Origin of the sequence: Hydrogenophaga luteola, from assembly GCF_042648585.1 — a bacterium.
GTDB classification, from domain to species: Bacteria; Pseudomonadota; Gammaproteobacteria; order Burkholderiales; family Burkholderiaceae_C; genus Hydrogenophaga; species Hydrogenophaga luteola.
In genome coordinates, this window is the sequence record NZ_JBHRXX010000007.1 from 156,270 (window position 1) to 169,922 (window position 13,653).

Annotated in this window: 14 protein-coding genes; all 14 read left to right on the forward strand. The window is 61.5% G+C overall.

The genetic code is table 11. The annotated features are described in order from the left end of the window. The first annotated feature begins 80 nt into the window (after positions 1-80). The 14 genes from rpmF to lepB all read left to right on the forward strand — a co-directional run bounded on the left by rpmF (position 81) and on the right by lepB (position 13,643). On the forward strand, positions 81-263 hold the full coding sequence (gene rpmF, locus ACFOPI_RS15410) for a 50S ribosomal protein L32 (protein WP_011794326.1): 183 nt from the start codon (positions 81-83) through the stop codon (positions 261-263). A gap of 149 nt (positions 264-412) precedes the next feature. Beyond that, the gene (gene plsX, locus ACFOPI_RS15415; RefSeq protein ID WP_382175505.1) at positions 413-1,474 is read left to right on the forward strand and encodes a phosphate acyltransferase PlsX; all 1,062 of its coding nucleotides are present in this window, start codon (positions 413-415) and stop codon (positions 1,472-1,474) included. A 20-nt stretch (positions 1,475-1,494) separates the two neighbouring features. Then, complete coding sequence (locus ACFOPI_RS15420) at positions 1,495-2,472, forward strand: beta-ketoacyl-ACP synthase III (RefSeq protein WP_382175508.1); 978 nt, start codon at positions 1,495-1,497, stop codon at positions 2,470-2,472. 57 nt (positions 2,473-2,529) lie between these two features. After that, positions 2,530-3,480 carry an ACP S-malonyltransferase gene (gene fabD, locus ACFOPI_RS15425; RefSeq protein ID WP_382175511.1) on the forward strand — a complete coding sequence of 317 codons (951 nt, stop codon included), beginning with the start codon at positions 2,530-2,532 and terminating at the stop codon, positions 3,478-3,480. 14 nt (positions 3,481-3,494) lie between these two features. Beyond that, entirely contained in the window at positions 3,495-4,256 is a 762-nt protein-coding gene (gene fabG, locus ACFOPI_RS15430) for a 3-oxoacyl-ACP reductase FabG (RefSeq protein WP_382175513.1), read from the forward strand. A 102-nt stretch (positions 4,257-4,358) separates the two neighbouring features. Then, positions 4,359-4,598, forward strand: coding sequence for an acyl carrier protein (gene acpP, locus ACFOPI_RS15435; RefSeq protein WP_066153362.1), 240 nt, complete (start codon positions 4,359-4,361; stop codon positions 4,596-4,598). Between the two features lie 7 nt (positions 4,599-4,605). Next, entirely contained in the window at positions 4,606-5,850 is a 1,245-nt protein-coding gene (fabF, locus tag ACFOPI_RS15440; RefSeq protein WP_382175517.1) for a beta-ketoacyl-ACP synthase II, read from the forward strand. Positions 5,851-5,882: 32 nt separating this feature from the next. Beyond that, complete coding sequence (locus tag ACFOPI_RS15445; protein ID WP_382175519.1) at positions 5,883-6,338, forward strand: hypothetical protein; 456 nt, start codon at positions 5,883-5,885, stop codon at positions 6,336-6,338. 108 nt (positions 6,339-6,446) lie between these two features. Further along, positions 6,447-7,040 carry an RNA polymerase sigma factor RpoE gene (gene rpoE / locus ACFOPI_RS15450; RefSeq protein WP_382175522.1) on the forward strand — a complete coding sequence of 198 codons (594 nt, stop codon included), beginning with the start codon at positions 6,447-6,449 and terminating at the stop codon, positions 7,038-7,040. Between the two features lie 42 nt (positions 7,041-7,082). Continuing rightward, positions 7,083-7,733 carry a sigma-E factor negative regulatory protein gene (locus tag ACFOPI_RS15455; protein ID WP_382175524.1) on the forward strand — a complete coding sequence of 217 codons (651 nt, stop codon included), beginning with the start codon at positions 7,083-7,085 and terminating at the stop codon, positions 7,731-7,733. Then, a complete protein-coding gene (locus ACFOPI_RS15460; protein ID WP_382175526.1) occupies positions 7,714-8,775 on the forward strand; it encodes a MucB/RseB C-terminal domain-containing protein in 1,062 nt (353 codons plus the stop codon). Before ACFOPI_RS15455 ends, ACFOPI_RS15460 begins: the two co-directional genes overlap by 20 nt. 85 nt (positions 8,776-8,860) lie before the next feature. Next, positions 8,861-10,330, forward strand: coding sequence for a DegQ family serine endoprotease (locus tag ACFOPI_RS15465; protein ID WP_382177191.1), 1,470 nt, complete (start codon positions 8,861-8,863; stop codon positions 10,328-10,330). A 521-nt stretch (positions 10,331-10,851) separates the two neighbouring features. Next, a complete protein-coding gene (lepA, locus tag ACFOPI_RS15470; RefSeq protein WP_382177194.1) occupies positions 10,852-12,663 on the forward strand; it encodes a translation elongation factor 4 in 1,812 nt (603 codons plus the stop codon). Continuing rightward, a complete protein-coding gene (gene lepB / locus ACFOPI_RS15475) occupies positions 12,663-13,643 on the forward strand; it encodes a signal peptidase I (RefSeq protein ID WP_382175529.1) in 981 nt (326 codons plus the stop codon). The genes lepA and lepB overlap by 1 nt, the downstream gene beginning before the upstream one ends. Positions 13,644-13,653: the final 10 nt, after the last annotated feature.

Below are 13,653 nucleotides of genomic sequence, written 5' to 3' on the forward strand. Positions count from 1 at the left end.
TTGCGCTGCCGCCCGGATCAGAGGGCAGGATTGCTGATTGGCGCAACCCACCGACACCCAACCGATTCCAGGAGCCCATCATGGCCGTCCAGCAAAACAAAAAGTCCCCTTCCAAGCGCGGCATGCATCGTTCGCACAATGCCCTGACCGTGCCTGGTATTGCCGTGGAACCGACCACTGGCGAAACCCATCTGCGCCACCACATCAGCCCCAACGGCTTCTACCGTGGTCGCCAGGTGCTGAAAAACAAGTCCGAAGCCTGAGTTCTGGGCGGCACCATCCTGCCGCATCTGAGCGCCGGATGCCGTGATTGCCGTCAGCGAACAGGTCCAGTACGGGCCCGCATGAGCACCATGCGGGCTTTTTTCTTGTTGGTGGTGCTGCGTTGCAGTGCCCGCATCGGGACATTGACATGATTACCGTTGCCGTGGATTGCATGGGGGGAGACGTCGGTCCGGCGGCCACCTTGCCGGCCTGCGCGGCCTTTCTTGCCAGCCATCCGCAGGCCCAGTTGCTTCTGGTGGGGCAGCCGGAAGCATTCAAGTCCTGGCCTCAGCTGCTCAACAATGTTCGTTGCCAGGTCGTGCATGCGTCCGAGGTTGTCACGATGGACGACCCAGTGGAGGTGGCCATGCGCAGGAAGAAAGACTCTTCCATGCGGGTGGCAGTTCAGCAGGTCAAGGATGGGGTCGCGCAGGCGGCTGTGTCCGCCGGAAACACCGGCGCCCTGATGGCTATCTCCCGGTACTTGCTCAAGACGATGGAGGGCATTGACCGTCCCGCCATCGCCAGCCAGATGCCCAATGCCCGCGGTGGAGCGACCACCGTGCTGGATCTGGGGGCCAACGTGGATTGCACTGCTGAGCACCTGCTTCAGTTTGCCGTCATGGGATCTGCCTTGGTTGTGGCGATCTCGGGTAGGGAAGAGCCGACGGTGGGGTTGCTCAACGTTGGCGAGGAAGTGATCAAGGGTAGTGAGGTCATCAAGCAGGCCGGTGTTCTGTTGCGAAATGCCGCCGCTACCGGCGATCTCAACTTCTTTGGCAACGTTGAGGGCAACGACATCTTCAAGGGCACGACGGACATCGTGGTGTGCGACGGATTTGTCGGCAATGTGGCGCTCAAGGCCAGCGAAGGGCTGGCGACCATGATTGGTGGTTTCATCAAGGCAGAGTTTTCGCGCAGCATCTTTACCAAACTGGGGGCGTTGTTTGCCTATCCGGTGATATCTGCGTTCAAAAAGCGGATGGACTACCGTCGCTACAACGGCGCTGCTCTGCTTGGTTTGCGTGGGCTGGTATTCAAGAGTCATGGATCTGCCGACGCTTTCGCTTTTGAGCAGGCCTTGGCCCGGGCTTATGATGCGGCCCACAACCAGTTGCTCGAGAAGGTCCGGGAGCGTATTGCACACGCAGCGCCACTCATTGCTCCAGAAGCGATTCCCAGCGATCTCAAGAGCATTCCGACGATCTGAGACCTTCTCCCCCGCCTCGCATGACACGATTCGCCCGCATCACCGGCACTGGTAGCTGCCTGCCGCCTCAGCGCCTGACCAACGCCGACATGGTGGGCCGTTTGAAGGAGCGGGGCGTTGAAACCAGCGACGAGTGGATCGTGGAGCGCACGGGGATTCGGGCGCGGCATTTCGTGGGTGATGGCGTTTTCTCGAGTGACTTGGCTGCAGAAGCCTGCCGTCAGGCGTTGTCGGCGGCACAGGTTGGTCCGAACGACATAGACCTGATCATCGTGGCCACGTCGACACCCGATATGGTGTTTCCTTCGACAGCCGCCATCCTCCAGCACAAGCTGGGCATTGCCGGCTGCCCGGTGTTCGATGTGCAAGCTGTATGCAGCGGCTTCATTTACGCGCTCACGGTTGCCGACGCAATGATCCGCACAGGATCTGCCAGCAAGGCTCTGGTCGTAGGGGCCGAGGTTTTTTCGCGCCTTCTGGATTTCAATGATCGCACCACCTGTGTGCTGTTTGGCGATGGCGCCGGCGCCGTGGTAGTCGAGGCAAGCGATATGCCGGGGATCCTCGCGACCGATATCCATGCAGACGGCAAGCATGTGGGCATTCTGTGCGTGCCGGGTCATGTCAGTGGCGGTCAGATCCTGGGTGATCCTCTGCTCAAAATGGACGGTCAGGCGGTTTTCAAGCTGGCCGTGGGCGTGTTGGAGGAGACCGCGCGTGCCGCGCTTGCGAAAGCTGGCCGCTCCGAGGCCGACATCGACTGGCTGATTCCTCATCAAGCGAATATCCGCATCATGGCCGGTACGGCGCGCAAGCTGAAACTGCCCATGGACAAGGTGGTGGTCACTGTTGACCAGCATGGCAACACCTCGGCAGCCTCGATCCCACTGGCACTGGATCATGCGGTTCGCAACGGCCAGGTCAAGAAAGGCGACACGTTGCTGCTGGAAGGTGTGGGCGGTGGCTTTACCTGGGGCTCGGTGCTGCTGGACTTCTGAGCAAACCGCTCGCCGCCGGTTTTTCCCGTTTCCGATCGAATCATTGCTGAGGTGTTCATGCCCGAATTTGCATTCGTCTTTCCTGGCCAAGGCTCGCAGGCCGTTGGCATGCTCGACGCCTGGGGTGACCACCCCGAAGTGGCCAAGACCATTCAAGAGGCTTCCGATGCCCTGGGTGAAGACGTTGGGCTACTGATCAAGGAGGGCCCCAAGGAGGCTCTGGCACTCACCACCAATACACAGCCGGTGATGCTGGTGGCGGGAGTCGCCGCTTGGCGTGTCTGGCGTGCCGAGGGCGGGGCGACGCCGTCCGTGGTGGCCGGGCATTCGTTGGGCGAGTACAGCGCGTTGGTGGCCTCCGGCGTGCTGACGCTGGCGCAAGCCGCTCCTCTGGTGCGTTTTCGTGCGGCGGCCATGCAGGAGGCTGTACCGGTGGGTACTGGCGCCATGGCCGCTATCTTGGGCATGGAGTCGGACAAGGTGATCGCGGGTTGTGCGGAGGCTCAGTCCTTGTTCCCTGCGGCCAGCGGTGAGGTTGTCGAAGCGGTCAACTTCAATGATCCGGCGCAGACAGTGATCGCCGGCAGCAAGGCGGCGGTCGAGAAGGCGTGCGAAGTGCTGAAGGCCAACGGTGCCAAGCGGGCGCTGCCGTTGCCGGTGTCTGCGCCGTTCCATTCCAGCCTCATGAAGCCAGCCGCAGACAAGCTGCGCGAGAAGCTTGCGGCCACGGCGCTGGCGACACCGCAGATTCCGGTGCTCAACAACATTGATGTGTCGGTGGAGTCTGATGCGGACCGCATCCGCGATGCGCTGTTTCGCCAAGCCTTCGGCCCGGTGCGCTGGGTCGAGTGCGTGCGGGCGATCAAGGCGCGTGGCGTCACAGTGCTGGTCGAATCCGGTCCCGGCAAGGTGCTCGCCGGCATGACCAAGCGCATCGACGCCGATCTCACCGGCTTGGCGCTTTACGACCCGGCCACGCTGGCCGAAGTGAAAAATCTGCTGGCCTGACGGAGGAGACGGGAATGTCAGAAGTGAAGTTTGCGGGCCAGGTGGCCCTGGTGACCGGCGCATCTCGCGGCATTGGCGCTTCCATCGCTGCCGAGTTGGCGGCGAGGGGGTTGATCGTTGTCGGCACTGCCACATCCGATGAAGGTGCCGCCAAGATCTCCGGCGCCTTGAGTGCGGTGCCCGGGGCGGCCGAGGGCTGTCGAGGGGCGAAACTCGACGTGAACAACGGCGCTGCCGCCGAGGCACTGATCGATGAAATGACGAAGGCCCATGGTGCGCTGCACGTGCTGGTCAACAACGCCGGCATCACGCGCGACATGCTGGCGATGCGCCTGAAAGACGAGGACTGGGATGCCGTGCTGGAAACCAACCTCAAGGCGGTTTTCCGTATGAGCCGCGCCGTGATCCGTCCGATGATGAAGCAGCGCTATGGCCGCATCATCAGCATCACCAGTGTGGTTGGCGCCACCGGCAATCCCGGTCAGGCGAACTACGCTGCAGCGAAGGCGGGCGTTGCAGGCATGACCCGCGCGTTGGCGCGCGAACTGGGCAGCCGCAACATCACGGTCAACTGTGTGGCACCTGGTTTCATTGAGACGGACATGACGGCCTCCCTGCCCGAAGAACAACAGAAGGCCCTGCTGGGTCAAATTCCCCTGGGCCACCTGGGCAAGCCCTCAGACATTGCGCATGCAGTGGCCTACCTGGCCAGCCCGCAGGCAAGCTACGTGACGGGGCAGGAGCTGCACGTCAATGGTGGCATGTTCATGGCCTGATCCACTCTCACCGCCGCGGAGCCGTCCGGCGGGCCACCTAGGGTCTACTCCCTAGCCCGGCTAAAATGGCGGTTTGTCATCCAACCACCCTCAGAGGGACTTATGAGCGATATCGAAGCACGTGTGAAGAAAATCATTGCCGAGCAACTCGGCGTGGAAGAAGGGCAAGTGACCCCTGAGAAGGCTTTCGTGGCCGACCTGGGTGCCGACTCCCTGGACACGGTGGAACTGGTGATGGCCCTGGAAGACGAATTCGGTATCGAGATCCCCGACGAAGACGCCGAAAAGATCACTACAGTGAAGAACGCCATCGACTACGCGATGTCGCACCAGAAGGCCTGATGCACCCATGAGCCGTCGTCGCGTCGTCGTGACCGGCCTGGGTTGTGTCTCGCCCGTGGGTAACACGGTGCCAGAAGCCTGGGCCAACCTTGTCGCCGGACAGTCCGGCATTGACCTGATCACCAAGTTCGATGCCTCGGGCATGTCCTGCAAGATCGCTGGTGAGGTCAAGGGGTTTGACCTGGAGTCCTATATCAGCGCCAAAGAGGCGCGGTCAATGGACACCTTCATCCACTACGGGATCGCTGCAGCCCACCAGGCCGTCGTCGATTCGGGCCTTCCCACGGGCGAGGCACTGGATGAAGAATTGGCCACGCGCATCGGTTGCATCGTTGGGTCCGGTATCGGTGGACTCCCGCTGATCGAGGAAACCCATGCCGAATACGTCAATCGCGGCGCGCGGCGTATTTCGCCATTTTTTGTCCCTGCCTCGATCATCAACATGATCTCTGGGCATGTGTCGATGCGCTTTGGCTTCAAGGGGCCGAACCTGGCTGTGGTGACGGCCTGCACCACTGGTCTGCACTGCATCGGTGAAGGGGCTCGGAAGATCGAGTACGGGGATGCCGATGTGATCGTCGCTGGTGGTTCCGAAGCCACGGTCTCTCCTCTGGGTGTGGGTGGCTTCGCCGCCATGCGGGCGCTTTCCACCCGCAACGATGACCCCAAAACGGCCTCACGCCCCTGGGACAAAGACCGCGACGGATTTGTGCTGGGAGAGGGAGCCGGTGTGATGGTGCTCGAGGAATACGAGCATGCCAAAGCCCGTGGCGCCAAGATCTACGCCGAAGTGATCGGATATGGCATGAGTGCCGATGCTGGCCACATGACCGCGCCGAACATGGATGGGCCCCGCCGCGCCATGGTCAACGCCCTGCGCAACGCGGGCATCAATGCCGACCAGGTGGACTACCTGAATGCCCATGGAACTTCTACGCCGTTGGGCGATGTGAATGAAAGCAATGCCATCAAGGCTGCGCTCGGCGACCACGCCCGCAAGATCGTCGTGAACTCGACCAAGTCCATGACCGGGCATTTGCTGGGTGGTGCCGGAGGTATTGAAAGTGTGTTCACGGTGCTGGCGGTGCATCACCAGAAGAGCCCTCCTACCATCAACATCTTCAATCAGGATCCCGATTGCGATCTGGACTATTGCGCCAATACCGCGCGAGACATGAAGATTGATGTCGCGGTGAAGAACAACTTCGGCTTCGGCGGTACCAACGGCACCCTGGTGTTCAAGCGCGCCTGACGAACTCTGTCCAGAAGCGCTCCTGTCCGAATATGCGCAACGCCCCGTCGGTCACGTACCCGGTGGGGCGTTCGTCTTTTTGCGCGCACCTGATGTGGGGTGCCGCCTTGTTCGGGTTGCTTGGCGTGTTCATGGGCGTTGTCTACGAATCTGGGCGCGCGGCCATGGTTTGTGGTGTGGTCTGGAGTGTGTGGTGTGTGGTGGCGATGTGGGCTTGGCGGCGGATGCCGCGAGGACAGCTGGCATGGCAGTCGGATCGGATGCGGGCTGAGTCTTCTCCGGAGTTGTCGGGTGTCTGGTCTTGGGTTAGCGAGGCGTATCAGGAAGGCGTGGAGCTCAACAGGGTGGAGCGCGTGTACGACTTGCAGCGCGCCATGTTGCTGCGACTGCACAATCCCGACGGTGCGTGCACCTGGGTTTGGGTGGAGCGTTTGGCTGAGCCGAGCCGATGGCTGGATCTTCGGCGGGCGCTCTTGGCTCATGCCTGACGGCGAGCGTTGGCTCGAGCCTTTGGGGTATATTTCCGCGGCCCCCATACCCGCTGCATGACTTCCTCAGACGACCACTCAGCTCCACCTTCTCCCGACAGCGATGTCATGCTGGTCCAGCGCACACTGGCCGGGGAAATGCGGGCGTATGAGCTGTTGGTTATCAAATACCAGCGCCGGGTGGAGCGTCTGATTGGGCGCATGGTCCGTGACGGCGATCTGGTTCAGGACATCGCTCAGGAGACGTTCATCCGTGCCTACCGGGCGCTGGCTCAGTTCCGGGGGGATGCCCAGTTCTACACATGGCTCTACCGGATCGCCGTCAACACCGCTAAGAAGCAGTTGCTGGAGCTCAAGCGGGACCCGCTGGTGTTTCAGTCCCAGCTCAATTCCGGGGATGAAGACGAAACTTCTTCCGCGGAACGCGAACTAAACAGCAGCGTAGCCGACACCGAGACCCCTGAGGCGGTGTTGGCCAGCAAAGAGATCGCCCAGGCGGTGAACGCGGTAATGGACGCATTGCCCGAAGAGCTGCGCATGGCCATCACTTTGCGTGAAATCGAGGGGTTGAGTTATGAAGAGATTGCGTTGGCGCTCGATTGCCCCATTGGAACGGTGCGTTCCCGGATCTTCCGAGCCCGCGAAGCGATCTCTTCACGAATCAAGCCCATGCTGGAGCGTCAATCCGGCAAGCGCTGGTGAGATTGATTTGTTGATGCCGGAACACCGTATCGGATGTCGAACATGAATGCCGTCCCAATCCATGACACCCCAACTTCAGGGCAGATGCCTGTCCGGGAACGCCGCCGTGAGGCGCTCTCTGCACTGCTGGATGGAGAAGTGTGCGCAGACGACTTCGAAGCGTTGCTCGCGCCAGGCTCCGAAGAGATGGCGTCCCTGTTGTCCGACGGGCAAACCTACGAGTTGATCGGCGATGTGCTGCGTGGGCGACCCGTGCAGCGCTCGGTCGGCGGGGCTGCGTTTGCCGGGGCGGTCATGGCCCGTTTGCGCGATGAACCTTTGACGCTGCCCCAGCCTGTGGTGCTGCAGGCTGGAGGCGGCCGGCGCGCGGCGGCCAATGATGCGGTGTTTCGCTGGAAACTGGTGGCGGGCCTCGCTTCGCTTGCAGCGGTCGTCGCCGTGACCTGGACCATCGGAACGGGAGGGCAGTACGGTGACTTGTCCGGTCCCCAGATGGCCAACGCCAGCCCGGTGTCCGAGTCCGCGTCGACAATCCAACCGGTGGTTGTGCAGACTGCGCAGGGGCAGGTGCTGCGCGATGCACGGCTTGAACAGTTGCTGTCCGAGCACCGCCAGTTTGGCGGCATGTCTGCGCTTCAGGCGCCCGCCGGATTCCTGCGCAATGCGACCTACGATGCTGCTCCGCAGCGCTGAGGCCGACATGGGTAGTGGTGCTTCGTTGGGCATGTCGTCGGCGCGCAAGGCCTGGACCCGCTGGCCTGTGGTGGGGCTGCTGGCTCTGGGATTGTGGCAGTCGTCTTTTGCACAGACCGCACCTGCAACGTCGCCGTCCTCCCGGTCCATCACCGAGTGGCTCACGCGCATGCACGAGGCCTCACGGCTGCGGGCCTACACGGGCACCCTGGTTGTATCGGCTGGATCGGCGATGTCTGCCTCGCGCATCTGGCATGTCTGCGATGGCACGCAACAGATGGAACGCGTGGAAACGCTGACGGGTGCGCCACGCTCGACCATTCGCCACAACAACGACGTGATCACCTTTGCGCCGGATCACAAGGTGGCCTGGGTGGACAAGCGCGAGTCGCTGGGCGTGTTTCCAGAGCTACTGCGCACACCCAGCAATGCCATTCCTGACTTTTACAGCGTGAGCGAATCGGGCGTCGAAAGGGTGGCGGGGCATCTGGCGGACGTGGTGCAGATCGCCCCGCGCGACCCACTGCGTTTTGGCTATCGCATCTGGTCGGAAAAGAAGACGGGTCTGGTGGTGAAGTTGCAGACCCTGGGCGAGCAAGGCTCTGTGCTGGAACAGGTGGCGTTTTCCGAGTTGCAGCTGGATGCGCCGGTCCGGATGGACAAGCTCAAACGGCTCATGGGTGACACCAAGGGTTACGAAGTGCATCGTCAGACCCTGAGAAAGACCACGCCTGAGGCAGAAGGCTGGCGATTGAAGGAACCCGTTCCCGGTTTCCAGTCCATGAGCTGCCACACCAGGGAAGACGACACCGGTGTATCTGGGGCGGCTCCCATGCAATGGGTGTTTTCGGACGGGCTTGCTTCGGTTTCGCTGTTTGTTGAGCCGTTTGATCCGCAACGTCATGGGACGGAGAAGTCGGCCGTGACCGGCGCCACCCACTCCCTAACCAAGCGCATTGGCACCTATTGGCTGACCGCACTCGGTGAGGTGCCACCCGCCACGCTCAAGCGGTTTGCTTCGGTTCTCGAACGCACCCGTTGAAACCTGAAGAACAGCCACCATCGTGTGGCTGCAGGGTGATCCTGTGTCTGCGAAAAACTCTCTCACCGCAAGGATGAACATGAATATGACCGTTCTGCGTTCCAGTCCAGCGATTTCGTTGCTGTTGAGTGCTTCACTGTTCGGCATGGCCATGGTCGGGGCGTCTGCGTTGCCTGCCCCTGTCCATGCCCAACAGGTGCGTGGGTTGCCTGATTTCACTGATCTCGTTGATCAGGTCGGGCCGTCCGTGGTCAACATCCGGACCCTTGAGCGCGCCGCTGCCGAGGGAGGGAGCAGCACCGACGAGCAGATGCTGGAGTTCTTCCGTCGTTTCGGCATACCGGTTCCTCCTGGGGCGGTGCCGCGCGGTCCACGCCAGGACCGTGGCGGATCTGGCGAAGAGGCCCAGCCTCGCGGGGTGGGCTCCGGGTTCATTCTCAGCTCGGATGGCCTCATCATGACCAACGCGCATGTGGTCGATGGAGCCGACGAGCTGGTGGTCACCCTTCCGGACAAGCGCGAGTTCAAGGCCAAGCTGGTGGGCGCTGACAAGCGAACCGACGTGGCTGTGGTGAAGATCGAGGCCAGCGGGCTGTCCGCTGTCCGCATTGGCGATGTCAACCGGCTCAAGGTGGGCGAATGGGTGATGGCCATCGGTTCCCCCTTCGGACTTGAGAACACCGTGACCGCCGGCATTGTGAGCGCGAAAAAGCGGGACACAGGAGATTTCCTGCCGTTCATCCAGACCGATGTCGCCATCAATCCGGGCAACTCGGGTGGACCCTTGATCAACATGCGCGGCGAGGTGGTGGGTATCAACAGCCAGATCTACTCGCGATCGGGCGGGTTTCAGGGCATCTCGTTTGCCATCCCCATCGACGAGGCTGTCAGGGTTTCGGACCAGTTGCGATCCAGTGGCCGTGTGACCCGTGGTCGCATCGGTGTACAGATCGGGCAAGTGAGCAAAGAGGTGGCCGAATCCATCGGTCTGGGCCAGGCGCGGGGGGCGTTGGTCAATGCCGTGGAGGCCAACTCGCCCGCCGCCAAGGCCGGCCTCGAACCGGGTGACGTGATTCTCAAGTTTGATGGTAGAGACATTGAGCGCTCCGTGGATCTGCCGCGCATTGTGGCCAACACGAAACCGGGCAACCGCAGCTCAATGACGGTGTTCCGGCGCGGTACTCAGCGAGACATGAGCGTCACGGTGGCCGAACTGGAACCGGAGCGCAGCGACCGTCGCGCTGCGACCCCGGAGGTCAAGCCGCCCGCTGCCAGCAGTCTTCCTTCCCTAGGTCTCACTGTGGCAGACCTCACAGCCACAGAGAAGAAAGACTTGAACGTCAAGGCGGGCGTGCGAGTCGATTCGGCCGAAGGGGCCGCAGCACGTGCTGGACTCAGGGAGGGCGACGTCATCGTGGCGGTTGCGAACACCGAGGTGGGCAGCGTGAAGGAACTGGATGCGGTGCTGGCAAAGCTGGACAAATCCAAGCCGGTGAACGTCCTGTTCCGGCGTGGTGAGTGGGCCCAGTATGCGGTGATCCGGCCTCAGCGCTGAGTGGGAGCAAACCTCGAAATCCTATGAGCTGCCCCGAATAAACCCTTGATCCCGCTTGGGTTTAAGGGCTTGCTCCGGAAGTTGGTTGTTTTGCCACAGGGTGCCCGCTATCGATCTCGGTCTTCCGTTTGAGTCGAAAGTTTGTGAACACTCACAATCTTGGGGTGTAAGTTGACTGATTTCGATAAAATCGGGGCTCCAAGACCTTGATTGCGGTGCCGAACAATGTTCAGCGTTCACTATGTGAGAGCGCTCTCCAGTTGTTCTTGCTTGCTCCACAGGTGGCACACAACATGTTCATTTTTGTTGTGGATGATCTGTGAATAAGTCTCCCGTTGCTGCGTTGCAACAGGCGATGGAGGGTGGTTTCTGGCTGTGCAGCCGGGGCTTTTTGCCTACAATGAAATCCCAACTATCGCAGTTGCCATTGATTGTTGGTTACGGGCGCGTCACCAGTTGACGCGCCCTTTTTTATGGCCTTCCAGAGAGTGGCGGGGCCTGGTTTCCTGGCTGGTTTTCCGATGCACCACATCCGCAATTTTTCCATCATCGCGCACATCGACCACGGCAAGTCCACGCTGGCCGACCGCATCATCTCCCGCTGTGGCGGCCTGTCCGATCGCGAGATGAGTGAGCAGGTGCTCGACTCCATGGATCTGGAGAAAGAGCGGGGCATCACCATCAAGGCGCAAACCGCAGCGTTGCAGTACAAGGCCCGCGACGGCCAGGTGTACAACCTCAACCTGATCGACACGCCAGGGCATGTGGACTTTTCTTATGAAGTGTCGCGATCGCTCTCGGCCTGCGAAGGCGCGCTGCTGGTGGTGGACGCCAGTCAGGGTGTGGAGGCCCAGACGGTGGCCAACTGCTACACCGCGCTTGATCTGGGTGTGGAGGTGCTGCCGGTCCTCAACAAGATGGACCTGCCGCAGGCCGATCCGGACAACGCCAAGCAGGAAATCGAAGACGTGATCGGCATCGACGCGACCGATGCCGTACCGTGTTCGGCCAAGACCGGCATGGGTGTCGAAGACATTCTGGAGATGGTCGTGGCCAAGGTGCCCGCGCCGCGCGGCAACCCGGACGCGCCGCTGCGCGCCATGATCATCGACAGCTGGTTCGACAACTACGTCGGCGTGGTGATGCTGGTGCGCGTGGTCGACGGCCGTCTGAACAAGGGCGACAAGATCAAGCTGATGGCGACCGAGTCGCTCTACAACGCCGAGAAGCTGGGCGTGTTCACGCCGCACAACGAACCGCGCGAATCGCTGGAAGCGGGCGAGGTGGGCTACATCATCGCCGGCATCAAGGAGCTCAAGGCCGCCAAGGTGGGTGACACCGTGACGGCCGTCAAGACCAGCAGCGGCGCCAATCTGGCGTTCGCCACCGAGGCGCTGCCCGGCTTCAAGGAAGTGCAGCCGCAGGTGTTCGCCGGTCTCTACCCGTCCGAAGCGAGCGAGTACGACCAGTTGCGCGATGCGCTGGAGAAGCTGCAGCTCAACGACGCCGCGCTGCGCTACGAGCCCGAGGTGTCGCAGGCGCTGGGCTTCGGTTTCCGCTGCGGCTTCCTGGGCCTGCTGCACATGGAGATCGTGCAGGAGCGCCTGGAGCGCGAGTTCGACCAGGACCTGATCACCACCGCGCCCAGCGTGGTCTACCAGGTGGTCAAGGGCGACGGCGAAGTGATCATGGTGGAGAACCCGTCCAAGATGCCCGACGTCGGCCGGATCGAAGAGATCCGCGAGCCCATCGTGACGGTCCACCTGTACATGCCGCAAGAATATGTGGGAGCGGTGATGACGCTGGCCAATCAGAAGCGCGGCGTGCAGCTGAACATGGCCTACCACGGCAAACAGGTCATGCTGACCTACGAACTGCCGTTGGGCGAGATCGTGCTGGACTTCTTCGACAAGCTCAAGTCGGTCAGCCGCGGTTACGCCTCGATGGACTACGAGTTCAAGGAGTACCGGGCATCCGACGTGGTCAAGGTGGACATGCTGCTCAACGGCGAGAAGGTGGACGCGCTGTCCATCATCGTGCACCGCACGCAGGCGCAGTACCGCGGCCGTGCCGTGGCCGCCAAAATGCGCGAAATCATCAGCCGCCAGCAGTTCGACGTGGCCATCCAGGCGGCCATCGGTGGCAACGTGATCGCCCGCGAGACCATCAAGGCGCTGCGCAAGAACGTGCTGGCAAAATGCTACGGCGGTGACATCACCCGCAAACGCAAGCTCCTCGAGAAGCAGAAAGCAGGCAAGAAACGCATGAAACAGATCGGCTCGGTCGAAGTACCCCAGGAGGCTTTTCTGGCCATCCTGCAGGTGGAGGAGTGATGCAGCAGACCATGGGCACGATCACCGCGGTGATCCTGGCGGCTTTCGGAGCCTACGCGGCGGCGTTTTTCTTTGGCGCCATCGAGGGCAACTTCGCGCTGCTGCTTTTTCTGGCCACAGCGGTCACGGGCGTTTACTGGCTGGCTGAGAAGTTTTATTTCTTCCCGAAGCGCAGGCGGGACGCCGAGCGGCTGGTCGCAACGCGCAACGAACGCGCGGCTGAACTGGCGCGCCAAGGGTTTGCACAGTCCTCGGACGAAGAGTTGTCGATGGCACGTCACAAGCTGCTGGCGCAACCCTGGTGGCTGGACTGGACCGCAGGCCTGTTCCCTGTGATCCTGGCCGTGTTTGTTCTGCGGAGCTTCCTGTTCGAGCCGTTCAAGATCCCATCGGGCTCGATGATTCCGACCCTTCAGGTCGGGGATTTGATTCTGGTGAACAAGTTTCACTATGGCGTGCGGCTGCCGGTCATCAACACCAAATTGATTGCCAACAACGAACCGCAGCGTGGCGACGTCATGGTGTTTCGCTATCCCCCGCAACCAAGCCTGGACTACATCAAGCGGGTGATTGGCGTACCAGGCGACGAGGTGGCCTACCTGAACAAGCGCCTCACGGTCAACGGTCAGCCCGTGCCCCGCATCAACCAGCCCGACTATTTTGATGGCGAGCAGATGCGCTATACCAAACAGTTCGGCGAGGAGCTGGGTGGGCGGCGCTACAACACCCTCAACGACGACATGCGACCGCCTTTCGTGTCGCCCATCACGGATTTTGCGTTCCGTGAAAATTGCCGCTACCCGGCCGAGGGTGTCGTGTGCAAAGTACCCCCTGGGCACTATTTCATGATGGGTGACAATCGGGATAACTCACTCGATTCGCGTTTCTGGGGTTTTGTCCCTGAATCCAACATCGTCGGCAAGGCCTTCTTTGTCTGGATGAATTTTGGCGATTTCGGGCGCATCGGTTCGTTCGAGTAAGACACGCAAC